Below are 24,173 nucleotides of genomic sequence, written 5' to 3' on the forward strand. Positions count from 1 at the left end.
CATGAGATCCAACGTTCTGTTGCGGGCAACGTTCTGCTTACCGGTGCTATTGGCGATCGTGCCGGCGATGGCTGTTGCCGAGCCGTTCACGGTCAAGGTGGATGGCCTGACGCGTGGACAGTTCGTGAACGAGCAGGTGTACGGCGGATTTGGATGTCACGGCGACAACGTTTCGCCGCATATCTCGTGGTCCCACGTTCCGCCCGCAGCGAAGAGCATCGTCGTGACGATTCATGATCCCGATGCGCCAACGGGCGGACTGGGCTGGACGCATTGGGAAGTCGTCAATATACCGGCGTCGGAATCATCGATCGAAAAGGGCGCTTCAGGCAACTCGAAATTGTTGCCGACAGGTGCAATGGAAACATTGACGGATTTCGGCGAGTCGAAATACGGCGGACCTTGCCCGCCTCAAGGTACATCACATCGATACATCGTTACAGCGTCGGCGTTGAGCGTGCCGAGTATCGATGTGAAAGCGGCGTCAAGCCCGGCGCTCGTCGCTTATCAGATGCACGGGAAAGTGATCGCACAGGCGCGCTATGTTGCGAAATATCATCGGACGGCGGAATGACTACTCGCGCGAGGATATCTATCTATTTCATTGCGGAACAGTTCGCGCTCTCCGCATAGCGCAATACATTTCCTTTCGTTGTCGATAAGACTACTGAAGTAGTCGATTCGTTTCGGGTCAATTTGACATCGCGTGTCGTCAACTCGCTGAAAACAAAGCGTTCTTATGCTGGCCCGATCCTTGTTATATGAAGTGGGTCGTGTCGGCATGCACTGTGGCCCAACGACAAGAAGAACTTAATCGACAAATGAAAAGGAAAGAACCATGTTTGAAGGATTTGAGAATCGCCTCGCTGTCGTAACGGGTGCAAGTTCCGGTATTGGTCTTGCGACGGTTGACCGTCTGCTTGCGAGCGGGGCTCGCGTGCTGGCGATGAGTCGCACGATGGGTGAACTGGATTCGTTGCAGTCCAGATATGGCGACACGCTCAAATGGGTAAAAGGGGATGTCACGCAAAGCGGCGATCTCGCGGCGCTTTCTGAACAGGCCCGTCAGATGGGCTCTGTCGACTTTCTGGTCCCCAATGCGGGTATTGCCGAGCTGGCCAATGGCCTGGAAGTATCCGCATTCGAGCGGCAATGGACCGTGAACGGCGCTGGTGCGCTGAACACGTTGTCGATCTTGAGAGAGCAGTTGGGAAAGTCTGCATCGGTCGTTTTCATCGGGACGTTTCTGTCACAGGTCACGTTTCCGGGACTCGCCGCGTATATCGCCTCGAAGACTGCGCTCAAGGCACACGCGAGGACGCTCGCAGTCGAACTCGCATCCGATGACATCAGAATCAATATCGTCTCGCCCGGTCCAACCGCGACGGCAATCTGGTCCAGCCTGGGATTGCCGCAAGCGCAGCTTTCCGCGGTTGCGGAACGCGTCAATCAGCGTTTGCTTCCCGGTCGCTTCCTTGAACCCGCCGCCATTGCGGATGCGATCATGTTCCTGCTCTCGCCCGCGTCACGCGGTATCTATGGCCAGGATCTAATCGTCGATAACGGATATACGCTGCAGTAAGCGGATCGAGCGACTGCGTCGATTCGAGCTTAACGCAGCCGCTCATCACGCAGCTGTGCTCTGGCATGAATGACCAGTCGCCGACACTCGGCTTCCGACTTGCCGATGACCGCTGCGACTTCTCGATAGTCCGCGCCAAAGATCTCGCGCAGAAGAAATGCCGCGCGTGCTTCGGGCGACAGGCGTTCGAGCAGCATCAGGAATGCGACTGATACGTCGTCGGCGCGTTCGTTCATTCCGTCTGGCATCGTGGGCGGATCGCTCATGTCATTCCGCCTTGCGCAAGACAGCGGCGACCTGTTGCGCGGACCGTTCGATTTCTTCCTCATTGAAAGGCGCGAAACCCATCACGAGGCCCGGTGGATGATGATGGCGCTGCGTGTATCTGCCCAACGGCGCCGCGTCGATGCCCGCGGCTCTGAGCATTTGGACGGCGGTATGCTCGTCGACCGAAAGCAGCCGGCCAACCACGTCGAGCCCCGCAATGGCCGGCTGAACTTCGATCAGATCTTGCCAGTGCTTCTGTGCCGCGCGCTCGAACGCATGAGCGCGGCGCGCATAGATTTTCCGCGTGCGGCGCACGTGCCGGTCGAAATGGCCTTCGCCAAGAAAGTCTGCAAGAACGGCTTGCGTCAAACTGCTCGCGCTACGGACGGTGAGGGACGCCGCGCGAACGAAAGGCTCGACCAGACGCGGCGGCAGTACCGCATAGGCGAGCCGCAGCGATGGAAACATCAGCTTGCTGAACGTTCCCGCCAATACGACATGCTGATCGGCGCCGGGAAGACTCCGCAACGCCGGCAGCGGATGCGAGCGAAAGCAATACTCGCTGTCGTAGTCATCTTCGAAAATGATCGTGCCGTTCGCGGCGGCCCAGCGTAGCAGCGCAGCACGCCGTTCGTTCGACAATGGCACGCCGAGCGGCGCATGACGCGTCGGCGTTACATAGACGAGCGCGGCCGAAGGCGCGTCGCGCATGCCGTCGTGTACGCGCAAACCGTCGTGATCGACGGGAACATCGACCACATTCGCACCGCTCGCGTGCATGATCTGACGCGCGCCCACGTAACCGGGGTCTTCCATCCAAACGGTGTCGCCCGGCCCCGTCAACAACCGCATGCAAAGGTCCAGCGCGTGTTGCACGCTACCGATGACGACGATCTGTTCCGGTGGCACTCGCACGCCACGCGCAATGGCGAGATGGTCGGCTATCGCCGCCCGTAGCGCCGGCAATCCGGCAGGACTCGTGTCATTGAGTGTGAGCAGACGCGAGGGCCGCAATTGCCGCACATGCAGCTGTCGCCACAAATCGATGGGAAAGAGGCGTATATCGCCACGATGCGGGAAGAAAGGCTGCGGCAGCGCGTTTGCGCCTGAGAGCGGAAATGGCGGATCGTTTTCCTTGAGCCGCTTGATCCAGGGCGCGTGCGATTCGCGCGAAAAGCCTGCATTTGCAGCAGCTGATGGTGCAGATATCGGTCTGGCAGGATGCCGTTGGTCCGGCAACGCCGCGCTGACCCGTGTGCCGCTTCCCGTGCGGGTGACCAGATAGCCCTCGGACAACAGTTGCTCGTACGCAGCCGCAACCGTGCCTCTCGCGAGATTGTATTGCTGCGCCAAAGTACGGGTGCCCGGCAGCACGCTGTCGCCGGGCAGGCGGCCACTGACTATCGCCACCCTCAATGCTTCGTACAGCCAACGCTGCAAGCCTTCTTTGGGATCGGGCGTGCCCAAAGGCAGGGACCATACGATGGTCGACCTTTCGCGTCTATTCGTACCCGCCAGGGCGTCACACCGATCGTTCATAGCATTTGCAGAGTCTATAGCTGGAGCATGTGGCAGTAGTGAGATTGCGTGATACTGACGCTAATAAGCGCGGCAATACGCAATTGGGAAATACATTCCCTCATAGCCAAGACGTTTTATGCGCGGAGTTTGTGACATTAGAGAACGTGATAGAGAAAGTGGACCAGCTTGCGAATCGCAAACTGGCACATTACATGTAGGCATTTTCATCGTACTGTCGTGACATCAATGGGCCGGTTCCGGTTAGAACAATCGCGACCGGCGAATCGGTCCACCGCTTTACACACTGTTGCGATGATGAACGTTCGACGCCAGGCTCCAAACGATGCAGACTTTATTGGCATCGTTGCTCCACAGCCTCGCAAATTGCCGCGCCAGTCGCGCGCAGCACACACTATCGAAGCCTTGCTCGAGGCGGCCGTTCAGATCGTCACGGCGGACGGACCGCGAGCGCTCACGACGACCCGAGTCGCAAAGCGATCCGGCTTTGCCGTGGGGACGATTTACCAGTACTTCGCGAATAAGGACGAACTGATGGGCGCGATGGTGCGTCGTCACGTCGATCATGTCGTGTGCTTTCTGGAGATCGCGTGTCGCGATGCGCAAGGGGAACGTCCCGAAGCAATGATCGACGCGCTGGCGAACGCCTTCATTGCCGCGAATGCCGACCGTTTGCGTGAACTTCACGCGATTCATGCCGTCTGGGCAAAGATCGGAAGAGCGGCGCTGCTCTATGAAGGTTCTGCACGCCTGCATCACGCAACGCTCGAACTGATCTCACGTGTCAATGAGATGCGCGCGGAACGGCAGGAAATGATCAGCCATGCACTGGCATCTATTCTGATCGGAATGCTCCACGCACTTTTCGAAGGTGGCATGGACGAAGCATTGATGGCCGTCACGAGGGAGCAACTTTCGAGGGTCCCTATCGTGGAAACGGTTGACGGCCACGATAGATCGCCTAACTACTCAACGCTGCACGTCGCCAATGTTGTGACATGACTATCCCGCATACGCTCATCAGCATCGAAATGGCCAGAGTCTTCCAGTCGATGACGGCTGTCGGATCGGCGATCCGCAGTATGACCAGTGAGAGTGGCGGGCACAGATACGATATCGAACCGAGAAGCCCCGGATCGCAAAACCTGGATGCGTGATTCCATGCGACAAACGCTATTCCGAGCGGTCCCACGCCGATTGCCGCGATCCACGCAACATCGCGAGCGGACAGTTCGACAGACGGACCGGCCACGGCATGAACGGCAAGCGCAGCAAGGCCGCTTGCAGCGCAGAACCCGCCGACAGCCCATGCGCTATGCGCTTCGAACCTTGGTGTGAGAAACGTATAACCCGCCCAGACGACAGCGGCCGCAGCGGCGAAACCATATCCGATCGAATTGCGCGCCTCGAACGTGCCATTCGTTATGGGTTGCAGCACGAGCACCGCACAGCCGATGAAGCCGATTGCGCAGCAAGTCAGTTCGGCAAAGCATCCTCTCTTGCGTCCATTGCAGACACTCGACATGAGGACGAGCAGGAACGGCCACGTGTAGTTGATCAGGTTGGCAACGGGAACCGACCCATACGTGAAAGATTTCAGCAAGCAAAAGTGATAGAGGAAAAGACAACCGGACCCGAAGATGAATGTGGACCATTTGACTCTCCATGCGCTGATATGCCGGAGCGTGACGAGACTTCCGGCCAGCAGTGCGAGCCCCGTGACCAGCAACGGAGGAAGATGTCGCAGTGGCATGCTCAGCGTTGCAAATGCCGACCAGAGAATGATCGCAGTGAACGCGGCGATATAAGGTCTCATTGTGTGCTCCTGCGCGACGTGCTCGTCGCAGTGTCATCCACCGCGCACTGAAGGTTGAGCATTCTTATCTGCTCGAGCATGAAGTCGATAAAGAGCCGCATGCGGGACGGCATGTGCTGTTTGCTCAGATAGCACAGAAAATGGCTTCGATCGTCCGGTGCATATTGATCCATGCAGGAAATCAGTCTGCCCGTCGCAATGTGATCGCAGGCCTGATAGCCAGCCACCTGCGCGATCCCCTGACCATCGAGGACTGCATTGAGCACAAGATCCGCGTCATTGAAGGTCAAATGAGCGGACGGGGCGTGTTTGATCAGCTCGCCTGCTACCTTGAATTCCCATTCGTAGATTCTGCCGGACGAGAAGCGGAAATTGATCGCGCGATGCCGTGGCAGATCCTGGATTTCCGTCGGCAATCCTTTCTCCAGTACGTACTCAGGAGAAGCGCAGAGAAGCATGTGCATGGGAATGATGCGGCGGGCAATGATCTGGCTGTCGTCCACCCGGCCGTTCCTGAACGCGATGTCGATGCCGTCGCTCGTAAAGTTGGCTGGGCTATCGCACAGCATCAGGTCGATCGAGACCTCTGGGTACAAGTCCCGAAACCGGCTCAACAGCGGCGCGACGACTTTTCTTCCGAATCCTACGGTGGAGCTGATCCGCAATAGTCCACGCGGCGGCCCGCCGCGCAGGTCGCGCATTCGCTCGATCGCGTTCAGGATGCCGTCGATACCGGGCTTGCACGACTCGTAAAAGATCTCCCCTTCAGCTGTCAGCCCGACGCTGCGAGTGGTACGTGAAAAGAGCTTGGTGCCGAGCTGCTGTTCCAGTTTCTGTATGTTCCGGCTAACGGATGATCGTCCAATGCCGAGACGATCTCCCGCCTTGGCGAAACTTTCTTCCTTCGCAACGGCGATGAAGGTCATGACGGCGGCGTAGCTTGTCGTGAATCCTGCTGACAGCGTGTCCATAACCTCTTCCGACGGGAAGCCTGATTGATTGCACATGGTCGATTCCATGAAGACGTTTTCCTCGCGAAGTCGATTCGACGCTGGTTTATAGTTGATTAAGCAGCGTTATAGGCAAAACACTATGGACTTATCGCAAGCGCTAACAGCCGCTAACAACAAATAGCAGACAAAAAGCGGCAGGATCGACGAACATTTGCGCTCGTTGATCCCTCAAGGAAACGGGATGCGTGACCGGGCAAACCGAATACGGAAGACCGCACAACAAGACGCGCAAGTGATCGCTTCATTTCTGCTGGCGCTCAATAACGCCGATGCCGGTGCTATGGCGGCTCTCTTCAGAGACGATGCGCTCGTCAATGATCAGCTTCGTGATTTTTGGGGACGCCCCGCAATCGAAGCCTGGATCGCCAGAGAAGTCATTGCCGATAACCTGAGAATCGAAGTTCTGCAGGTGTCTCAGCACTACCGCGTGACGACGGTGGTTGGCGCCGTAACAGGTACATTCGATTCAAGAGGATTGCCAAATCCACTCGTCGTCAATCTTCATTTTTCACTATTCAACGGACAGATTGCGCGGCTCTTCATGCTGCTCAACCGTCAGGTCGATACATTCCCCGATGTGCGGTGTCGTACCCTCAAAGCAATATAGCGCGCGTACCGAATCAGTCCCGTTACGAGTCCCTGAATGCCAAAGTTTCAGTTTCTCGTGTTTAGTGATTTGAAAGATTCGATTTAGCGTATCGGTCAGATAGAATCGGTGGAAACCACGACTTCCAGCGAGACGATACTTGTTTGCCAGCTTATCGAAATTTGGAACGACGGCATCGCATTCAACTACGACGAACTTTTCGTTCGGGCCGTTCTTCCTGTTTCCGGATAAACGACTGCTTGTCTGTCATGGCAAGCAGGTCAAGCTGGGTAGCCGCGCGCTCGACATTCTGATTGCGCTCGTGCGTCGGGCCGGAAGCGTCATCAGCGCGCGCGAGCTTCTCGCAGAAGTATGGCGCGATACGGTCGTCGAAGAAGGGAGCCTTCGCTTTCATCTCGTCGCACTGCGTAAAGCGTTTGCCGACGGCGATCCGGGCGTCACGTATGTGATGAACGTGCCCGGAAGGGGTTATACGTTTGTCGCGACCGTGACGCCGTGTGACGGAATTCAGTCCGGCGTCGAACTCAAGACCACGCGTCCGTCGGCGCGTGGTCAATTGCGGTTCGTGCATACGGGCGCCGCCATCGTTGGCCGGGAACGCGAAATAGCGCATATCGCCCAGCAACTCGAAGAGCACAGGTTCGTCAGTATTGTCGGCGCGGGCGGAATGGGCAAGACGACAGTCGCGAATGCGGTGATCGACAGGCTGCGCGACCATTTCGACGGTAAGATCGTCTCCGTCGATCTCTCGGTGATTCAGGATTCGGAGCTGGTTTCGTCGACGCTGGTGGCCGCCTTGCGTGAAGGGCAGGAAGTCGCCGCGTCCATCAGCGAATTATGTGCGTCGATTGGCCATACCCGAATGCTCGTGTTTCTCGACTGTTGCGAGCATCTGATAGACGGTGTCGCCCAGGCCGCGGAAGTTCTCTATCGAAACGCGAGCGGCATTTATATTCTCGTGACTTCGCGGGAAATCGTGAATGTCGATGGTGAATTCGTATTCCGCCTTCCTCCGCTCGACGCGCCGCCGCCGGGCGAATCGCTCAAAGCACACGATGCGCAAAGCTATTCGGCAATCCGATTGTTCGTCGAACGGGTGGTACAGGCCGGATGCCGTTTCGAATTGACCGACGATAACGCGCAGTCGGTGGGCAGGCTCTGCCGGGCTCTGGATGGCATTCCATTGGCGATTGAACTCGCCGCGCGACAGATGCCGACTTTCGGTCTCGTCGGGATTCTGGAGCTGGTGGACAAGAAGAGCCGGCTTATGTGGCATGGACGCCGCACAGCGGTTCCGAGGCACCAGACGCTCGGCGCGACGCTCGACTGGAGCTACGGGCTGCTGACCGGGCTGGAGCAGGTATGTCTGCGCAGGCTGGCGGTTTTTGTCGGCTGCTTCGCGCTCGATGCGGCTGTGGCCGTGATCGGCGCGGAGGACATCGATCGCGCTGACGTGCTGAGAGCCATCAATCAACTGTCGAACAAGTCGCTTCTGGATGTGAGACCAGACGAGAGCGCAGTTCGGTACTTTCTTCTCGACACGACCCGCTCTTATGCGCGCGTGAAACTGGAAGAGGCCGGCGAGCTGGATCAGTTCTGCGCACGCCACGCGTCGTACTATGCGGCGGCGTGGCCCACCGACGGCTTGACGGAAAATGCAGGGGATAACTGGCTCGCCGATCTGGGCAATCTGCGCGCGGTGCTGGAATGGACGCTCGTACGTGAACGGGACGTCGTTCAAGGTTGCAGGCTGGTCGCTTCATACGCGAAACTGCTGTTGCGAAAGTCGATGCTCAGCGAGGCCAGAAAATGGACCGAAATCGCATTGTCGAAACTGGACGACGGCGAACGAGGGAGTCTGACGGAACTGGATCTCATTGCGGCCTATGGCAATGCATTGCTGTTCACGGGCAGCGAAAGTACAGAGGTTGGGCGGACGTACGAGCGCGCTCTTTCCATTGCATTGTCGCTAGGCGACTCGGTTCGACATGACAGACTGCTGTGCGGACTCATCATGTACCTCTATCGAACCAGCAATTTCGAGGGCGCCTATATGTTCGCGAGCGAAGCTGCGCAATGGATCATTGCGTGTGGGCGCGACGCTTCGACGGTTCATTCGATGCTTGGCGTCACGTTGCACATGAAGGGCGAGATCGCGTCGTCGTCCAGTCTCTGGGAACCTGTGATTCTGTCGGCCAGGATGAACGGGGTGGATGCGTTGCAGCCGGCGGAATTCGGCATCAATCCCTACCTGCGTGCGTTGAGCGGAAACGCGAGAAATCTTTGGCTGACGGGTCAGGCTTCGGAGGCAGAGCGTTTCGCCAATGACGCCATTGAAAGCGCACGCTTGCTGTGCCATCCGGCCACTCAGTGCGTGACGCTGCTATGGGCCGGAGAAGTTTTCGCGTGGGCAGCGAACTGGCCGAGACTGAACGAAATAACGGATGAATTCGACGCCATCGTCAAGGTGAATGGATTCACGCCATTCCGTTACGTGGTGCTAGGGCTTCGCGGTCAGCTCTCGTATGCCGAGGGCCGATTAGAGGAAAGTATTTCGCTGCTGGAGAGCTGCCTCGAAGGTATGACGAAGTGCCAGTACACGATGTCGGCGTCGATGTTCAGGAATTCGCTGGCAATGGCGCTATGCGCAAGCACCGATACCATGCGCGCGATTCTGGTTTGCGAGGAAGCGATCAAGGCCATCGAGCTGAACGGAGACGAGTTGTACCTTCCGCGGCTGCTCATGACCAAGGCTCATGCTCTTCGTCTTGAAGAAGATCACGACGCAAGCACTGCTTGCTTGCGCCGTGCGTTTCTTTTGGCGAGGAAGCAAGGCGCAACCGCCTACGAGTCGCAAATCAGGCAATGCGGTTCATATGATGTGTGAGCTGACGATAAGCGGCGTGTGTGTCGGCGCACATGCTTGCTGGCCCACAGAAAGGAGCCGGCGCGCGAACCACCGGTATAAGACGAAGAGTGCTGGCGTGAAGGCAACGAATGCGACTTGCCATCCAAAGCGGAGAATGCTGCTCAACAACATGTCGATGTGTGTCGCAAGCAGCGCGCCGAGGAGAAGTCCCACGCATGCCCATATGCTAATGCTGATGCAATCGTGAAGCAGAAAAGAGCGTGTTCTTATCGCCGTGGCCCCGCAAAGAGGCACGGCGACGAGCGACAAGCCCGGCACGAAGCGGGTGATGACTAGCACGCGCGTACCCCAGCGCGCGAAGTATCGTTCGACCGTCGTGATACTGCCTTGCGTCGACGGCGACAGTTCGATCACCCGTCGGAAAGCACGCTTCCCATAGCGTCGGCCGAGAAGAAACCAGACCAGGTCGCCAATGATGCCGCCGGCGACGGCAGCGCCGAACAGCGCGCCAAACTGCAGCAGCGTATGCGAGAGGTCTTGCTGGGCGAGCGCGATGCTCGCCGCAATCGTCATCAGTGTCGTGATGGACGGAAAGGGCAGGCCGAGCGACGACGCGAGTACATTGAAGAAGATGATCAACGCGCCATACCGCGAAAGCAGTTCATGTGACACCATCTTGCTCTCCTGTAAGCGACCTTGCCGTGCTCAACGACACGGGCAAGAAGCTGCGACGTGCAATCGGTCTGTGTCACTCCTCGGACGCCGACGAAAAAAGATACGCGTTCGATGTCCGCATGAAATTGCCCAACGCAACGGGGCACAGCGAGCAGTTCTTCGTCCATGCGAGGCCGGTAAGGACTTCGGCCCGTGCGTTCGATTTGCCATGATTTGCCTCGGTTTCGACTGACACGTGCTCTGGCGGGCGGAGCATCTGCCGCGTGCGTCTGTCACCCGTCATGTCTTCAACTGCATCCTTGCTAGCGATAGCAATCGTGTTCATTTCTTTGTTCTGGTTCGATAGCGGCCTAAGCGTTCGAGCGGGCTAGAAACTGGTCTCTATCGTAGGTATATCCGCCGCCTTGTAGAAGACCGACAACGGCGGTTTCCATGTTGCCGGGAGGACAACAATAGCGGGGCGTTCGCCTCTGCCATCAGGCACGAAGTGTGACTGCAGATTAAAAAGGGCAAGCACGGCAGTGCTTGCCCTTACTGGTCGTCTTTCGACCGGGTTTAGCTCTGGATGAACGCCAGAAGATCCGCGTTGAATTTCTCTTTGTGCGTGTCCGTCAAACCATGCGGCGCGCCGGGATAGACAATCAGTTTCGAGTTCCGGATCAGCTTCGCGGACGCACGACCTGCAGCGTCAATGGGCACGATCTGATCGTCGTCGCCATGGACGATCAGCGTGGGAACGTCGATCTTCTTCAGGTCTTCTGTAAAGTCCGTTTGCGCAAACGCCGCGATCGAATCGTAGGTGTTCTTGTGGCCGCCTTGCATGCCCTGCATCCACCACGAATCGATCAAACCCTGCGAGGGCTTGGCACCCGGACGATTGAAGCCGTAGAACGGACCCGCCGGCACGTCCTTGTAGAACTGCGAGCGGTTCGCCAGTTGCGCTGCGCGCAGGCCATCGAATACGTCGATGGGTAATCCGCCTGGATTGGCAGGCGTTTTCAGCATCAACGGCGGCACAGCGGAAACGAGCACGACTTTGGATACACGTTTCGTGCCATGCCGGCCGAGATAGCGTGCCACTTCTCCGCCGCCCGTAGAAAAGCCCACCAGAATCGCATCCTTCAGCCCGAGCGTCTCGAACACGGTGGCGAGATCGTCCGCATAGGTGTCCATGTCGTTGCCGTTCCAGGGCTGGCTCGAACGTCCATGTCCACGACGATCGTGCGCGACGGCGCGATAACCGTGCGACGCCACGAACATCATCTGTGACTCCCAGCTATCCGAGCTGAGCGGCCAGCCATGACAGAACACCACGGGGCGGCCGGCGCCCCAATCCTTGTAGTACAGCTGCGTGCCGTCTTTCGTCGCGATGTAGCTCCCCGCATGTTGGCCATGAGGCTTCGACGCGCCTGAGGACGCGCCTGGCTGCGCAGCCTGCAGCGTGCCCGGAATCAATGATGCCGCGATGCCGCCAGCGGCTGCGGCGCTGCCGATCAGAATGTTTCTGCGCGTGGGATTCTGCTTCTGGTTACTGTTTTTCGACATAGTCATTGCCCTTGTTTTAATGCCTTGCTCTAAATGCACTACCCATTCGACCTATAGCTCGTCGGTGCCCCTAGCGTGTCAGCCCGAATCATGTCGAACGCGTTCCTCGGCAGCGCGCCGGCTCGCTGAAGCGGCCGGAACACCGGGTCGCCGCGCCGAACGGGCACACCCGTCAGACCGCAAATGCCTGAAGTGCGCGCAAAGCCTGCGCGCCATGTCTGATCTTCGAACCTGCCCAGCGTCGAATCGCTCCACGTAACCAGAATCGTGCAGGTGGTCTGCCACTCGATGCGGCGGATCGATGAAGCATTGGCCATCGCGGTGGTCATCGGACTGCAGCGCTCGCGCGGCCCGCGCCCTGCGGACGCGGGATTTTGCTGCGCAGTGAACCGGCTGCGGCCGTGCAACCCGCTGACAATCTGGAACCATGGATCGATTCTGTTCATTTCCAACCTCTCTACGATGTGGCGAACTGCGTCACGACTCGCTCGTCTCGCCAGCCACGACGAGCGCGACGACATTCACGATGCCCTGCCTTGCCATCTTCGTGTACGGGCAAAACCGCTCGGTTTTGCGAACCAGCTCTTCGGCGACGGCGCGATCGACGCCCGGCAAATGGACGCGCGTATGGGCGCTCAGCACGAACAGGCCATCGATCGGGTCCCGGCCGAAATCGACGGTGACATCGACTGACGCGTTGTGAATGCGAACAGCCGAGCGGGCCGCCAACAGACTGAGCGCGCCATGAAAACAGGCCGCATACCCCGCGGCGAATAACTGCTCCGGATTGGTTCCTCCACCGGGTCCGCCGAGCGCTTTGGGCATGCGTAGATCGACGGCGAGCTGCCCGTCGTCCGAGCGCGCGATACCCGACGCGCGTCCATGACCCGTGCCGCCGCCCGTGACGGTGACCGTGGTCGAATACAGGATTTGAGGCTCATGTCCGGAGTACTTGTCGAGTAGCGTCAATGGCGGTGGGCGTAGCGTTGTCATTCGTCTCGGTGTTTAGTGGTGACTTGTTTCGTTGCGCGGGAGCGCGCGGTTCGACGTGTGCTCTTTCTGCGCAGGGTGAATCGTAGGGGGAAGCGGCGATGCGCAGAAGACTCGCGGAGGGGAGCATGGTGTTGCATCCGGAACATCAATCCAGACGCTTTCGAATTTGGGGGCGTGATGAGGTGAATCTGCTGACTCGGGCGTTCGCCGGTGCAGTGTCGCCTTGTGAAGAAATTGACTCTTCAGATAATTCGGATCGCGAATGATATGGGGTGAATCAGGCATATCGAGCGAATGCCTTGAGACGCAAGCACTACGCCGCTAACCCTCGTGCAATTCGAACGAACGAATCATTTCCGCAACCAGCCGTTCAGCTTCGTCGCGATCGCGAACGTTCGTGAATCCCATCAACAGGCCGCGCCGTCCGGGCGCGCCGTTGCGCCATGTCGTGAGCGCATGCACGGCTAAGCCTGCGTTGCGGGCGCGACTGGCCAGCACGACATCGTCGAGATCGTCGCGTACGTCGACGAGAAGATGCATACCGCCGTCCTGCAAATGGACGACGAAACCCTCGGCAGCGTAGGGCGCGAGCGCTTCGGCCAGCAGCGCGCGGCGTCGGGCGTAGAGCGTTCGCATTCGCTTGATATGTCGCGAGAAGTGGCCCTCGCTGATGAACTCGGCGACAGCCGCTTGTAGCAGTTCGGGGCAACCGCCATGCGCGGTACGCCTGCACGCCAGTTCGAACTGCGGAACGAGGCTTTGCGCGACGACCACATACGAAAGCCGCAGCCCCGGAAACAGCACCTTGCTCAGCGTGCCGCAATAGATCACCCGGCCGCCCGAGTCCATGCTTTTCAGCGCGGGCAATGGATGCCCGCGATACCGGTACTCGCCGTCGTAGTCATCCTCGACGATCCACGCGTCACGTTCGGCCGCCCAGTCGAGAAGTTCGACGCGACGCTGTAGCGGCAGCGCGACGCCTGTCGGACTCTGATGCGACGGCGTGACGACAGCAAGCCGTGCGTTCGGGAAATGCGCGCATCCAAAGGCGACGTCGATGCCGTGTTGATCCACGGATACATCGCAGACCGGCAGGCCGAGCCGTTTCAGCGTTTGCGCAGTGGGCGGATAGCCCGGGTGCTCGACCCAGGCGCTTTCGCGCGCAAGGCCGAGTGCGTCGACGGTCAACGCGAGGCTTGCGGTATAGGCGGGCACGATGAAGACCTGGCCCGCATCCGCGTCGATGCCGCGCGAGCGGTGCAGATAGGCCGCCAGCGCCTCGCGCAACGGCATGTAACCGGCGGGCTTGGGTTTGGTGAGCGATCCCGCCTTGCGAACCTGCCGCGCCATCACTCCTGCCCAGAGCTTCCTCGGGAATTCGTCGAGCGCGGGCAGCCCCATCTGAAACGGTGCGGGACTGCCGCCATCCACTTCGATGATGTTGCCGGGTGCGCCCTCTGCCGGCAGCGGGGGGGCGACGACAGCCGCTTGCTTCGCGCGAGCGGGCTGCGCCGGGGCCGTGTGTTCCGAAACGAATGTCCCTGCCGGACCACGGGCAACGAGGTAGCCCTCGCCGAGCAGGCGGTCGTAGGCGACCTGCACGGTGCCGCGAGCCACGCCCAGTTCAGTCGCCAACGCCCGCAGGGACGACACCTTCTGGCCGGGGCTGAGTTGTCCCTGCTCGATCATCGCGCGAAACCGCGCATAGATCTGCTCATGGATGGGGGGAGCGCCGGGTTTCGCCCGGGCCGTTGGCTGTGTCATGGCCTGGTCTAAAGCAGGAAAAATGGCCCTGTTGGCTGGGTCATCGAACGACGACACTGAAGCCTACACCAACCCCTCCCGATCGGCATCATGACTGACACACTGACCCTCCGACATGCCGAAACAGATGCCGATGTGATGGCCTGTTTCGACGTCATGCATCAACTGCGTCCCCAATTGAATTCGGCCGAGGACTTCCTTGCTCGTGTCGCGCTGCAACGAGCCCAGGGCTATCGCCTGCTAGGCGTTTGGGAAAACGGCAAGGCCGTCGCGCTGGCCGGCTATCGGCGCATCGACAACCTGATTCACGGCCGCTTCATCTACGTCGACGATCTGATCACGGACGAGGCGGGACGCGGCCATGGTCATGGCGAACGCCTGCTTGCCGAACTGGGTACGCTGGGCCGCGCGGAAGACTGTCAGCGTCTCGTGCTCGATACGGCGCTCGCCAACGCGCTCGCGCAACGCTTCTATTTCCGCTGCGGCCTGCTTGCCCGCGGCCTTCACTTCAGCATGGAGCTGGCATGAACAGCCTCAAGGTGTTGCTGCTCGACTGCAGCCCCCGGCGCGACAACTCGACGAGCCGGCACTTCACCCGTCAATTGCTGCCTGCCATGGCCGAACGTCTGGGGCGGGACATTCAGATCACGCGGCGCGATCTTGGCACGCAACCGCTGCCGCCCATCACGGAAGCGCACGCGGAATCGCTCGTGCTGCCCGGTGACGTTGCGAAAGAGCGGTTCGGCGAGGCGCTCGCCGTATCGGACGAACTGATTCGTGAACTGGATCAGGCGGACATGCTCTGGATCTCGACGCCCGTACACAACTTCACGGTGCCTGCCGTGCTCAAGAACTGGATCGATCACGTGGTGCGTATCGACGTGACGTTTGCTGCGGGCGCGAACGGCAAGGTCGGCTTGCTGCGCGACCGCCCCACCTTCGTTGCCGTGACCGCCGGCGGCGCGATGTTCCGGGAGCCTGCCTATCAGCCGGACTTCTTTCGACCTTATCTGTCCGCCGTGCTGGGCGTGATCGGACTCAAGGACGTCACGTTCATGCATGCGGCTGGCCTCGTATCGACGGACGAGCCGCTTGCGCTCGTCGAGGCAAAGGCCGCGCAGTGGCTGCGCGACAACCCGCAGCGCCACGCGTCATCCGAATCCAACACTTCTTCTATTGCTTAACCATTACTTTCTGGAGCTCATCATGAATGCACCTCGTCTCGCGTGGACTACCCTCGCACCCGTCCAGTTCAAGTCGCTGTATGCCGTCAGCCAGTCGCTGGCCGAGTCGTCCCTTGGCAGCAAGCTGATCGAACTCGTGCAGACGCGCGTGTCGCAAATCAACGGCTGCGCCTACTGCCTCGACATGCATGCGCGCGAACTGCGCAAGGGCGGCGAATCGTGGCAGCGCCTGAACGTACTGTCGGCGTGGCGCGAGACCCACTTCTTCTCCGCCAAAGAGCAGGCCGCGCTGGCGTGGGCCGAATCCTTGACATGCCTTGCTGATGGCCATGCGGATCGTGAAGTCGAATATCAGGCATTGCGCGTGTACTTTAACGACGGGGAAATCGTCGAATTGACGTGGGCCGTCGCCGTCATCAACGCGTGGAATCGTATGGCGATTGGCATGCATCAGCCTGTCGATGCAAACCCGATCGACTAACGGCGCGAAAAGCGAGGCATAGCGATGTGACGCGGCGAGCGTGTGCCACGCATTCAAACGCAGTACACCGCCTTACAAATTGATTTTCTATTTTCCTGAAGAACGTCTATGTTTTTATGGTGCGTTTTCTTTACGCGCGCGGGGCTTACCGGCCCCCTGACGATTCTTCAGGTGCATCTGCCACCTCGAACGCCACCCGCGGTGTTTGCCGCGTCCCGTTTTCCATAAACCAGGCAGCAGGCCAGACGCGCAGCCGTGCGACGGCTCGTTCCGGCCGCGTGGGGAATCACGAGCAGTGCCTGTCGAGCACCGCTTGCCGCTGCGTCGGCTTTGACGAAGCCAACGCAACTGCAGGTTCCAAAACCTGCTGTCGTATTGAAGGAGTCAAATCATGAACACACGAATCATCCTTTCGGCAGCGTGTACTGTTGCGCTCTCTCTGACGAGCGTGGCACATGCTCAGGGCACGCCGGCCCAACAGAATGCGCAACCGGCCCCAACCACGTCCACGCCCGGCACCACCGAGTACGGCGGCGTATCCGGAACCACCATGGCGATGGGCAATGCAGCCCACCCGGCATGGACACTGCCCGCCAGTTGCGGCCATATGGCCCGGTGCAACCCGAATTCGGGCCACTGAACGAGCGGTTGCGTTTGAACGGTTGAAAGTTCTGCAACGATCGACGATGGAGGGTGACTCATGAAGATCGTTATCATTGGCGGCACGGGCCTGATCGGCACGAAGACGGCCGCTATCCTGCGTCAGGCTGATCACGATGTGGTCGCCGCTTCGCCCAGAAGCGGCGTCAACACCATCACGGGCGAAGGGCTCAAAGCGTGCCTGACGGGCGCGCAGGTGGTCATCGACCTGTCCAATTCGCCCTCGTTCGAAGACAAGGCGGTGCTGGCATTTTTCGAAACCTCCGCCCGCAACCTTCGCACGGCCGAGGCGGAGGCGGGCGTCCGGCACCATGTCGCGCTGTCCATCGTCGGAACCGATCGCACGCCCGAGAACGGCTACTTTCGCGCGAAGGTCGCGCAGGAGAAGCTGGTTGAGTCTTCCGGCATTCCCTACACGATCGTCCGCTCGACGCAGTTCTTCGAATTCCTTGGCGGCATCGCCGATTCAGGCATGCAAGACAACGCGGTCCGGCTCTCGCCTGGCATGTTCCAGCCCATCGCGGCCGATGACGTCGCCGCGATCGTCGCCGATGTCGCGCTTGCCGCGCCGCGCAACGGCATCATCGATATTGCCGGACCCGAACGCGCGCCGTTCGACGAAATCATCGCCCGCTATCTGAAAGCGGCCGGCGATCCGCGCGAAGTCGTGCGCGACCCTGAGGCCCGTTACTTCGGCGGCCTGGTCGGAGATCTTTCGCTTGTGCCGCTCGGCGAAGCGCGCCTTGGCAAGATCGGTTTCGACGAATGGTTTCGCCGCTCGCAGAGCAAGGCCTGATTGCGCATCCTTCTAACTAACAACAGGTGTGACATGAAACGCATCCTCTGTTCGCTACTCATCGCGAGCTTGCCGTTCGGCAGCGTGCTTGCGCAGGCACCAAAAGAAAAGAGCGCCAAGGTGACGCTCGTCTATCAGCACGAACTGCCGAACGTTCCGGGCAAGAGCATCAAGGGCGTGCTGGTCGAGTATGGTCCGGGGGGCTATTCGGCCGGTCATACGCACGCGAAGTCCGCGTTCATCTATGCGACCGTGCTCGAGGGTGCGATCCGCAGTCAGGTCAATGACGGACCTGTGACGGTCTACAAGGCCGGGCAGAATTTTTCTGAACTGCCCGGCGACCGCCACGGCGTCAGCGCGAATGCGAGCAAGACGAAGCCGGCGAAGCTCCTTGCCGTCTTCGTGGTGGATACGAACGAGACCGAACTGACGACGCCATTCGGGAATTGAGCTCAAGGCTCAACGGGTTCGTCTGCCGAGTTCGTCTGCACGTCGGCAGACGGCCTGCATCAGCACGGTCGCGCTGCGCGACGGTGGGGAGAACTTCGAATAGACGAACGTCGATACCATCTCCAGATCCTCGACGAGCGGACGCACGATGCAGTCGAAATCCCCCGCCGCGAACTCGTCGACGATCGCCAGTCCTAGTCCGCCGCGCACGAGTGCGAGCGCCTGATCGGCGCGCGTGACGTCGACCACCGATGTCAGTTCGACATTGGCCTGCTGGCATGCGCGCACGATGATCGTGCCGAACGGGATGTCGCGCCGGAAAAGAATCATCGGCTCTTGCTCCAGGTCCGCGAGCGCGATCCGCTCGCGCTCGGCGAGCGGATGGCCCGGCGGCAACGCGCACACCATTCGCCCGCGCATGAACGGCACGGCCTCCAGATGCTCATGCTCGATTGGCAGCGACGTGATTGCGACGTCGACGGTTTTGCTCAACACTTCGAGCGGCAAGTCGGCCATCAGCGTGGTATGCCAGTCGACGCTGAGCCCCGGCAACTGCCGCTTCAGTTCGACGATGGCGGGCGCGACCACGCCAGGCGCAAGCGACGGGCTGCACGCGACGCGCAGCAGGCTGGCCGGGCCAAGCGCGAGCGCCCGCGCGAATTCGTCGACACGCAGCGCCGATTGATAGACCTGCTCGACCTCGCGATACAGCGCCTGCGCTTCGGCCGTCGGAATCAGCCGGCCCTTTGCGCGCTCGAAGAGCCGCAGTCCGAGCGTCGTCTCCGTATGCGCGACCAGCTTGCTGACGGCGGGCTGCGAGACGTACAGCATCTTCGCGGCCGCGTTGATCGAGCCCGTCAGCATCACCGCGCGGAACACTTCCATCTGTCGCAGCTTGAAACGCATCGTTGTTCCGTATCCGTGCAGAGATTAACCAAAGGTTATAGGGTAGCCTAAACACGGCATACGACAGCGGTACGGCAACCCACTAGTATTGCCGTGCCGCGATTTGCGCTGCTGCGCGCAGCGAACACGACGGCCTGCATGGGGAACCTGAGATGAGCGTATTCGACGAAGACAAGATCGACTGCCACTGCCATATCTTCGATCCCGTTCGTTTTCCGTACCGGGACGACACCGCGTATCGGCCTGCACAGCAGGAGATCGGCACGGCCGCGCAGTTCGTTCGCGTGATGGACGCATACGGCGTGCGGCATGCGTTGCTGGTCGGCCCGACGAGCGGCTACCGGACCGACAACCGTTGCCTGGTCGATGCATTGGGGACTTACGAAGAACGCTTTCGCGGCATCGCGGTGGTCGATAACGATATCGGCCGAGGCGAGCTTGTCGCGCTGCGTCGCGCGGGCGTGGTTGGCGTCGCATTCAATCCGGCGATGGAAGGCGTCCAACTCGTACGCGATGCAGGTGCGCTGTTTGCGCTGCTGGCCGATCTCGGGATGTTTGCGCAGATCCAGGTGTGCGGCGATCAAATGGTCGAGCTGGCGCCGTGGCTCGCGCAGCAGCAAGCGCAACTTCTGATCGACCACGGCGGACGGCCCGATATCGACGCGGGCATCGCTCAGCCAGGCTTCCAGGCGCTGCTGCGGCTCGCGGATTCCGCGCGCGCGAGCGTCAAGCTGTCCGGCTGGCAAAAGTACTCGCGTAACGCGTATCCGTATGAGGACGCATGGCCTTACGCGCACGCGCTGCTTGGCGCCTTCGGCCCGCAACGCTGCATGTGGGGTTCTGACTGGCCGTTCCTGCGCGCGCCGGAGCGGCTCGACTATGGGCCGCTGCTGACGCTGTTCGAGCAGATCGTTCCCGACGCGGAAACCCGGCATCAGATTCAGTGGGAAACTCCGCGACGGCTTTTCGGTTTCGACGCTCAACGATCTTGACACCCATATCAATGATGGAGAAACAACGCTTGGAACACATCGTCAATCGACACGGCCTCGACATGCCGAAGCTCGGCCTCGGCACCTGGCCGATGCTCGGCGAAGACTGCACGCGCGCGGTCGTTCAGGCTCTGGAACTCGGCTATCGGCATATCGACACGGCAGCGGGCTATCAGAATGAGGATGCCGTCGGTGCCGCGCTCGCTGCGTCGCCGGTGCCGCGGGAGCAGATTCACGTGACCAGCAAGGTCTGGTGGGATCAGCTCGAGCCGCAGGCGCTGCGCGCGTCGTGCGAGCGCTCGTTGCGCGATTTGCGTAGCGAGTACGTGGATCTGTTTCTGATTCACTGGCCCACGCAGGACATGGACTTGCGCCGCTCGATTGATGCGCTCGTCGCGCTGAAGGAGCGCGGGCTTGCGCGGGCGATCGGTGTTGCTAACTTCCCGTTGCCGCTGTTGCGTGAGGCGGTCGAGACGATCGGTGCGCCGCTCGCGGCGATACAGGTCGAGTATCACGTGACGCTTGGTCAGTCGAAGCTGCTGGATTTCGCGCGGCTGCATGAGATGGCGCTGACGGCGTATAGCCCGCTTGTGCGTAATCGTGTGTCGGAGATTCCTGCGATTGTTGATATTGCGCGCAAGCATGGCGTGCTGCCGACGCAGGTCGCTCTGGCCTGGCTGCTTGAGCAGTCGAATGTTGCTGCTGTGCCGAAGGCGAGTGGTGCGGCGAATCAGATGTCGAACTTGGCGTCGCTTGATGTGCGACTTGACGATGAAGACCGTGCGGTTATTGCGGCGTTGCCGAAGGGTGAGCGGCTTGTGAGTCCTGTCTTTGCGCCGCAGTGGGATGAGGTGGTGTGATTCTTTGCTGCGCAAGCGGTTTGGTTTGCTTGTGTTTGCGCTGGCATCCGCGATTTGTTAGCGTGCTTCACGCGTCGCCCCTGTGCGGGGCGGCACCTACTTTTCTTTGCCGCCGCAAAGAAAAGTAGGCAAAAGAAAGCGGCTCACACCGCCAGCGCTTGTGTTTGCCTGAGGGCCCCCAAAGGGTCTTACGCTTCACACGGCAACCACGTGACCCGCGTTCGTTGCCAGCGCTCTTGCGGTGCGCCTCACCCGCTTCACACACCCGCGTTTCAGCATGCCTTGCCAGATAGTCCACCGCCGCCCAGGTGGCAAACTGTGTGTAGGCCGTAGTACCGCACACGCATCACTCCGGACCGATAGCGCACGCGTTCCACCCTGTAAGAGCGCCAAGCTATACGGCGCGACAACCTACACACAGTTTGCCACCTGGGCGGCACATACCAGTCGCTGCCGCTGGCCCGAGTACGGGTATTCGAAGCGGGTGAGGCGTTCATTCGAAGCGTTGGTAACGCACGCAAACAGAAAGGCTGCCGTGTGAAGCGTAAGACCCTGTGGGGGCCCTCAGGCAGGAACAAGGATTGGCGGTGTTAGCCGCTTTCTTTTGCCTACTTTTCTTTGCGGCGGCAAAGAAAAGTAGGTGCCGCCCCGCACAGGGGCGACGCGTGAAGCACGCTAACAAAACGCGGATGCCAGCGCAAAAGGCAAACGCACAACACAAAGGCCTGCGCAGCAAACACCGCATCCCGGATGCCAGCGCAAAGCACCAGCAAACCAAAACCAAACCGCCCGCGCCGCGCAGGCAGCACCGCTATCGCACGCGCGCAAACAACGGTGAAGCAAGACTCGCCGCCGCGAGTTCACTAGCAGCAGCAACCAGCGTCGGCCCAAGCGTCTCCATGCGCTTTTCCGTGAGCCGCACGAGCGGCCCCGCAATGCTGATCACACCAATAGCCGGATAGCCACGCCGCTGCACGGGCGCCGCCATCGCCGTCATCCCCGGCGCGAAGACTTCGTTGATCGTTGCATACCCGCGCTCCCGGGCGGCATGAACAAACTTCAGCAATGCGCCAATCGTAGTGGGCGCCTTAGGCCCATATTGCTTCGGCGAGCCGAAACCCTGCCGCGTGACGAGTTCGAGCGCGCGCTCGTCGGTCATCGTCATCATCCACGCGTGACCTGTCGCGCTGCACGACAGGATCGTATCCATGCCCATATCCGGGTCGTAGCGCAGACCCTTCAGCGCACCTTGCGATTTCGCCACCCACGTCAGCCTGTCTCCGTCGACAATGGCGAGCCGCACCAGTTCGCCCGATCCCTCCGCCAGCCGGTCCAACATGGTCTGCGCAATATCGACGATGCCTGAAGTCGCCAGATAGCTGAGTCCCAGGCCGACCATCTTCGTCGTCAGCACGTAGTCGCCGTGCTCCCGAAGCTGCCGCACATAACCGCATTGCTTCAGATCGACCAGTAGCCGGTGGCAGGCGCTGCGCGGAATCTCCAACTGGTCCGAGATCAGCGCGAGCGGTGTTCCCTCCATTTGCGTAGCCAGAAATTCAAGGACGGCCATGGTCCGTTCGGTCACGCCGGGCATCGTACGTGTCTCCTGTTTGCATGAATTTCTCGCGATGATTGCACGATGCGGGATGAAATTCCACCCTGGAATGACGTCCCAGCCGCGCTGTTAATCTGTGCAACAACTCGCGACGCCATGCGTGACTGCAACGGCGGCAACGGCGCGAGCGAAGAAAAGAGCACGCGGCATATGCCGCCGAAACGACAAAGGTTTGGAGAGGAGACACCATGAACAACCCATCGCATCTACCCGCGCAACAGGCGATGCGCACCCGTGCCGTCACGGCGGCCGCCATCGGCACCGCGCTCGAATGGTTCGACTTCACGTTGTACGGCGCACTGGCCGCGACCGTGCTGCCCAAGCTGTTCTTTCCCGCGATGGATTCGACCTCCGCGTTGCTGGCTTCGCTGGCAACGTTCGGCGTCGGCCTCGCGGCGCGGCCGCTGGGCGCCATCATCTGCGGGCATCTGGGCGACAAGCTCGGCCGCCGCAACCTGATGCTCGCGACGGTGTCGGTGATGGGCCTGTCGTCGATGCTGATGGGCCTGCTGCCAACCTACGCGAGCATCGGCGTGTGGGCGCCGTTGCTGCTCGTGTTGCTGCGCATCTTGCAGGGCTTTGCGCTGGGTGGCGAATCGACGGGCGCGCAACTGATGGCGATCGAACATGCGAGCGCCGACCGGCGCGGCAAATACTCGGGCCTGCTCGGTTTGTGCTCGCCGCTTAGCCAGATCATGGCGAACGGCGTGTTGCTCGCGCTGTCGTCGACGATGTCGACTGCAGCATTCGACAGCTACGGCTGGCGCATTCCGTTCGTGATGAGCTTCATTCTCGTGATCGTCGGCGTGTATATCCGTCTGCGGGTCAGCGAGACGCCCGCGTTCGAAGCGCTGCGCAAGACGGAAGTCGTGGAAGTGGGCAGTCCGTTGCGCGATGCGCTGCGTCTGCACTGGCGCACGGTGTTGCGCTGGATGCTGTTCTTCTGCGGCCCGGCGGCGATCTTCTATCTGATCGTGGTGTTCTCGCTCAGCTATGTGACGAAGACACTCGGCGTGCCGAAACAAACCGGCTTTCTGCTGCTGATGGGCGCGAATGTCTGCGCGATCGCCGGCGCGCTTGCGGGCGGCATGCTGAGCGATCGCATCGGACGACGCAAGGCGCTGGCGCTCGGATCATGCATGACGCTCGCCATGCTCTTCTTCTATTTCCAGATTCTCGACACGAAGAGCTTCCTGCCGATGCTGCTTGCAATGGGCTTCTTTCTCGGCTTCACGCAATTCCAGAGCGGCATTCAGCCGGTTGCTTTCGCAGAAGCCTTTCCGACCAACGTGCGCTATTCGGGCTCCGCGCTCGCGTACACGGGCGCCAATCTCGTCGCCGGCGGCCCGATGCCCGTGCTCGCCGTGTGGCTGTTCTCAGTGTGCAACGGCTCGCCGTGGGGCGTGGTGGCCGTATGCGTGGCGTTCAACGTGATCTCGCTCATCGCGATTCTGACTGCACCCGAAACGCTCGGCATCGATATGAACCGGGCCGATTCCAAAGCGGAAGTGCTGGGCGCTTCCACGCACGGCTCGATGCAATCCCATTCCCATTGAAAC

General features: G+C 60.3%; 24 protein-coding genes and 1 pseudogene. 14 read left to right on the top strand and 11 right to left on the bottom strand.

What is annotated here, in order from left to right; genetic code table 11:
- Position 1 precedes the first annotated feature (1 nt).
- Both BLT65_RS24780 and BLT65_RS24785 read left to right on the top strand, forming a co-directional pair.
- Positions 2-574 (top strand): YbhB/YbcL family Raf kinase inhibitor-like protein, encoded by a 573-nt coding sequence (locus tag BLT65_RS24780; RefSeq protein ID WP_091782102.1) that lies wholly within the window; start codon positions 2-4, stop codon positions 572-574.
- A 264-nt stretch (positions 575-838) separates the two neighbouring features.
- Complete coding sequence (locus BLT65_RS24785) at positions 839-1,582, top strand: SDR family NAD(P)-dependent oxidoreductase (protein ID WP_091782105.1); 744 nt, start codon at positions 839-841, stop codon at positions 1,580-1,582.
- Between the two features lie 32 nt (positions 1,583-1,614).
- On the opposite strand, the pseudogene BLT65_RS24790 reads toward BLT65_RS24785, so the two are convergent.
- Both BLT65_RS24790 and pdxR (BLT65_RS24795) read right to left on the bottom strand, forming a co-directional pair.
- Positions 1,615-1,818 (bottom strand): annotated as a pseudogene (locus BLT65_RS24790) (sigma factor-like helix-turn-helix DNA-binding protein); the annotation flags it as partial.
- Between the two features lie 31 nt (positions 1,819-1,849).
- Complete coding sequence (gene pdxR / locus BLT65_RS24795; RefSeq protein WP_091782111.1) at positions 1,850-3,316, bottom strand: MocR-like pyridoxine biosynthesis transcription factor PdxR; 1,467 nt, start codon at positions 3,314-3,316, stop codon at positions 1,850-1,852.
- A 300-nt stretch (positions 3,317-3,616) separates the two neighbouring features.
- Between pdxR (BLT65_RS24795) and BLT65_RS24800 the strand changes: the two genes are divergently transcribed.
- Entirely contained in the window at positions 3,617-4,390 is a 774-nt protein-coding gene (locus BLT65_RS24800; RefSeq protein WP_244186588.1) for a TetR/AcrR family transcriptional regulator, read from the top strand.
- Here BLT65_RS24800 and BLT65_RS24805 read toward each other — a convergent pair.
- Positions 4,350-5,204 (bottom strand): DMT family transporter, encoded by an 855-nt coding sequence (locus BLT65_RS24805; RefSeq protein ID WP_091782116.1) that lies wholly within the window; start codon positions 5,202-5,204, stop codon positions 4,350-4,352. The genes BLT65_RS24800 and BLT65_RS24805 overlap by 41 nt on opposite strands.
- Positions 5,201-6,223, bottom strand: a complete 1,023-nt coding sequence (locus BLT65_RS24810) for a LysR family transcriptional regulator (protein WP_091782119.1) — start codon at positions 6,221-6,223, stop codon at positions 5,201-5,203. Before BLT65_RS24810 ends, BLT65_RS24805 begins: the two co-directional genes overlap by 4 nt.
- A gap of 175 nt (positions 6,224-6,398) precedes the next feature.
- Here BLT65_RS24810 and BLT65_RS24815 point away from each other — a divergent pair, with 175 nt between their 5' ends.
- Both BLT65_RS24815 and BLT65_RS24820 read left to right on the top strand, forming a co-directional pair.
- Positions 6,399-6,824, top strand: a complete 426-nt coding sequence (locus BLT65_RS24815; RefSeq protein ID WP_091782121.1) for a nuclear transport factor 2 family protein — start codon at positions 6,399-6,401, stop codon at positions 6,822-6,824.
- Between the two features lie 139 nt (positions 6,825-6,963).
- Positions 6,964-9,711: an ATP-binding protein gene (locus BLT65_RS24820; protein WP_091782123.1), complete on the top strand. Its 2,748-nt coding sequence runs from the start codon at positions 6,964-6,966 to the stop codon at positions 9,709-9,711.
- On the opposite strand, the gene BLT65_RS24825 is transcribed toward BLT65_RS24820, so the two are convergent.
- From BLT65_RS24825 to pdxR (BLT65_RS24850), 5 genes are all read right to left on the bottom strand, one after another.
- Entirely contained in the window at positions 9,697-10,368 is a 672-nt protein-coding gene (locus tag BLT65_RS24825) for a DedA family protein (protein WP_244186589.1), read from the bottom strand. The genes BLT65_RS24820 and BLT65_RS24825 overlap by 15 nt on opposite strands.
- A 555-nt stretch (positions 10,369-10,923) precedes the next feature.
- On the bottom strand, positions 10,924-11,913 hold the full coding sequence (locus BLT65_RS24835) for an alpha/beta fold hydrolase (RefSeq protein WP_091782127.1): 990 nt from the start codon (positions 11,911-11,913) through the stop codon (positions 10,924-10,926).
- A 38-nt stretch (positions 11,914-11,951) separates the two neighbouring features.
- Positions 11,952-12,359, bottom strand: a complete 408-nt coding sequence (locus BLT65_RS24840) for a DUF3331 domain-containing protein (RefSeq protein ID WP_091782128.1) — start codon at positions 12,357-12,359, stop codon at positions 11,952-11,954.
- 31 nt (positions 12,360-12,390) lie between these two features.
- Positions 12,391-12,906 carry an Ohr family peroxiredoxin gene (locus BLT65_RS24845; protein ID WP_042305607.1) on the bottom strand — a complete coding sequence of 172 codons (516 nt, stop codon included), beginning with the start codon at positions 12,904-12,906 and terminating at the stop codon, positions 12,391-12,393.
- A 321-nt stretch (positions 12,907-13,227) separates the two neighbouring features.
- Entirely contained in the window at positions 13,228-14,670 is a 1,443-nt protein-coding gene (gene pdxR / locus BLT65_RS24850; protein WP_091782130.1) for a MocR-like pyridoxine biosynthesis transcription factor PdxR, read from the bottom strand.
- 90 nt (positions 14,671-14,760) lie between these two features.
- Here pdxR (BLT65_RS24850) and BLT65_RS24855 point away from each other — a divergent pair, with 90 nt between their 5' ends.
- The 6 genes from BLT65_RS24855 to BLT65_RS24880 all read left to right on the top strand — a co-directional run bounded on the left by BLT65_RS24855 (position 14,761) and on the right by BLT65_RS24880 (position 18,241).
- Positions 14,761-15,198 carry a GNAT family N-acetyltransferase gene (locus BLT65_RS24855; RefSeq protein WP_091782132.1) on the top strand — a complete coding sequence of 146 codons (438 nt, stop codon included), beginning with the start codon at positions 14,761-14,763 and terminating at the stop codon, positions 15,196-15,198.
- A complete protein-coding gene (locus BLT65_RS24860; RefSeq protein ID WP_091782134.1) occupies positions 15,195-15,854 on the top strand; it encodes an FMN-dependent NADH-azoreductase in 660 nt (219 codons plus the stop codon). The genes BLT65_RS24855 and BLT65_RS24860 overlap by 4 nt, the downstream gene beginning before the upstream one ends.
- A gap of 22 nt (positions 15,855-15,876) precedes the next feature.
- Entirely contained in the window at positions 15,877-16,335 is a 459-nt protein-coding gene (locus tag BLT65_RS24865; RefSeq protein ID WP_091782137.1) for a carboxymuconolactone decarboxylase family protein, read from the top strand.
- A gap of 391 nt (positions 16,336-16,726) precedes the next feature.
- The gene (locus tag BLT65_RS24870) at positions 16,727-16,975 is read left to right on the top strand and encodes a hypothetical protein (RefSeq protein ID WP_081920795.1); all 249 of its coding nucleotides are present in this window, start codon (positions 16,727-16,729) and stop codon (positions 16,973-16,975) included.
- 60 nt (positions 16,976-17,035) lie between these two features.
- Positions 17,036-17,791 (top strand): SDR family oxidoreductase, encoded by a 756-nt coding sequence (locus tag BLT65_RS24875; protein WP_091782140.1) that lies wholly within the window; start codon positions 17,036-17,038, stop codon positions 17,789-17,791.
- Positions 17,792-17,824: 33 nt separating this feature from the next.
- Positions 17,825-18,241, top strand: coding sequence for a cupin domain-containing protein (locus BLT65_RS24880; protein ID WP_042305601.1), 417 nt, complete (start codon positions 17,825-17,827; stop codon positions 18,239-18,241).
- A gap of 9 nt (positions 18,242-18,250) precedes the next feature.
- On the opposite strand, the gene BLT65_RS24885 is transcribed toward BLT65_RS24880, so the two are convergent.
- Complete coding sequence (locus BLT65_RS24885) at positions 18,251-19,147, bottom strand: LysR family transcriptional regulator (protein WP_091782143.1); 897 nt, start codon at positions 19,145-19,147, stop codon at positions 18,251-18,253.
- A 152-nt stretch (positions 19,148-19,299) separates the two neighbouring features.
- Between BLT65_RS24885 and BLT65_RS24890 the strand changes: the two genes are divergently transcribed.
- The gene (locus tag BLT65_RS24890; RefSeq protein ID WP_091782146.1) at positions 19,300-20,139 is read left to right on the top strand and encodes an amidohydrolase family protein; all 840 of its coding nucleotides are present in this window, start codon (positions 19,300-19,302) and stop codon (positions 20,137-20,139) included.
- Between the two features lie 29 nt (positions 20,140-20,168).
- Positions 20,169-20,999 carry an aldo/keto reductase gene (locus tag BLT65_RS24895; protein WP_091782149.1) on the top strand — a complete coding sequence of 277 codons (831 nt, stop codon included), beginning with the start codon at positions 20,169-20,171 and terminating at the stop codon, positions 20,997-20,999.
- A gap of 811 nt (positions 21,000-21,810) precedes the next feature.
- Here BLT65_RS24895 and BLT65_RS24900 read toward each other — a convergent pair.
- Positions 21,811-22,593 carry an IclR family transcriptional regulator gene (locus BLT65_RS24900; protein ID WP_007736279.1) on the bottom strand — a complete coding sequence of 261 codons (783 nt, stop codon included), beginning with the start codon at positions 22,591-22,593 and terminating at the stop codon, positions 21,811-21,813.
- 209 nt (positions 22,594-22,802) lie between these two features.
- Between BLT65_RS24900 and BLT65_RS24905 the strand changes: the two genes are divergently transcribed.
- The gene (locus BLT65_RS24905; RefSeq protein WP_091782152.1) at positions 22,803-24,170 is read left to right on the top strand and encodes an MFS transporter; all 1,368 of its coding nucleotides are present in this window, start codon (positions 22,803-22,805) and stop codon (positions 24,168-24,170) included.
- Positions 24,171-24,173 lie beyond the last annotated feature (3 nt).

It is taken from the genome of Paraburkholderia steynii (assembly GCF_900100565.1).
In the GTDB taxonomy this organism is placed as follows: Bacteria; Pseudomonadota; Gammaproteobacteria; order Burkholderiales; family Burkholderiaceae; genus Paraburkholderia; species Paraburkholderia terrae.

Bases quoted from the DNA above. Each gene is read 5' to 3' on its own strand.
- BLT65_RS24780 (WP_091782102.1), top strand. From the start codon at position 2: ATGAGATCCAACGTTCTGTTGCGGGCAACGTTCTGCTTACCGGTGCTA.
- BLT65_RS24785 (WP_091782105.1), top strand. From the start codon at position 839: ATGTTTGAAGGATTTGAGAATCGCCTCGCTGTCGTAACGGGTGCAAGT.
- BLT65_RS24800 (WP_244186588.1), top strand. From the start codon at position 3,617: ATGGGCCGGTTCCGGTTAGAACAATCGCGACCGGCGAATCGGTCCACC.
- BLT65_RS24805 (WP_091782116.1), bottom strand. From the start codon at position 5,204: ATGAGACCTTATATCGCCGCGTTCACTGCGATCATTCTCTGGTCGGCA.
- BLT65_RS24810 (WP_091782119.1), bottom strand. From the start codon at position 6,223: ATGGAATCGACCATGTGCAATCAATCAGGCTTCCCGTCGGAAGAGGTT.
- BLT65_RS24815 (WP_091782121.1), top strand. From the start codon at position 6,399: ATGCGTGACCGGGCAAACCGAATACGGAAGACCGCACAACAAGACGCG.
- BLT65_RS24825 (WP_244186589.1), bottom strand. From the start codon at position 10,368: ATGGTGTCACATGAACTGCTTTCGCGGTATGGCGCGTTGATCATCTTC.
- BLT65_RS24835 (WP_091782127.1), bottom strand. From the start codon at position 11,913: ATGTCGAAAAACAGTAACCAGAAGCAGAATCCCACGCGCAGAAACATT.
- BLT65_RS24840 (WP_091782128.1), bottom strand. From the start codon at position 12,359: ATGAACAGAATCGATCCATGGTTCCAGATTGTCAGCGGGTTGCACGGC.
- BLT65_RS24845 (WP_042305607.1), bottom strand. From the start codon at position 12,906: ATGACAACGCTACGCCCACCGCCATTGACGCTACTCGACAAGTACTCC.
- pdxR (WP_091782130.1), bottom strand. From the start codon at position 14,670: ATGACACAGCCAACGGCCCGGGCGAAACCCGGCGCTCCCCCCATCCAT.
- BLT65_RS24855 (WP_091782132.1), top strand. From the start codon at position 14,761: ATGACTGACACACTGACCCTCCGACATGCCGAAACAGATGCCGATGTG.
- BLT65_RS24860 (WP_091782134.1), top strand. From the start codon at position 15,195: ATGAACAGCCTCAAGGTGTTGCTGCTCGACTGCAGCCCCCGGCGCGAC.
- BLT65_RS24865 (WP_091782137.1), top strand. From the start codon at position 15,877: ATGAATGCACCTCGTCTCGCGTGGACTACCCTCGCACCCGTCCAGTTC.
- BLT65_RS24870 (WP_081920795.1), top strand. From the start codon at position 16,727: ATGAACACACGAATCATCCTTTCGGCAGCGTGTACTGTTGCGCTCTCT.
- BLT65_RS24875 (WP_091782140.1), top strand. From the start codon at position 17,036: ATGAAGATCGTTATCATTGGCGGCACGGGCCTGATCGGCACGAAGACG.
- BLT65_RS24880 (WP_042305601.1), top strand. From the start codon at position 17,825: ATGAAACGCATCCTCTGTTCGCTACTCATCGCGAGCTTGCCGTTCGGC.
- BLT65_RS24885 (WP_091782143.1), bottom strand. From the start codon at position 19,147: ATGCGTTTCAAGCTGCGACAGATGGAAGTGTTCCGCGCGGTGATGCTG.
- BLT65_RS24890 (WP_091782146.1), top strand. From the start codon at position 19,300: ATGAGCGTATTCGACGAAGACAAGATCGACTGCCACTGCCATATCTTC.
- BLT65_RS24900 (WP_007736279.1), bottom strand. From the start codon at position 22,593: ATGCCCGGCGTGACCGAACGGACCATGGCCGTCCTTGAATTTCTGGCT.
- BLT65_RS24905 (WP_091782152.1), top strand. From the start codon at position 22,803: ATGAACAACCCATCGCATCTACCCGCGCAACAGGCGATGCGCACCCGT.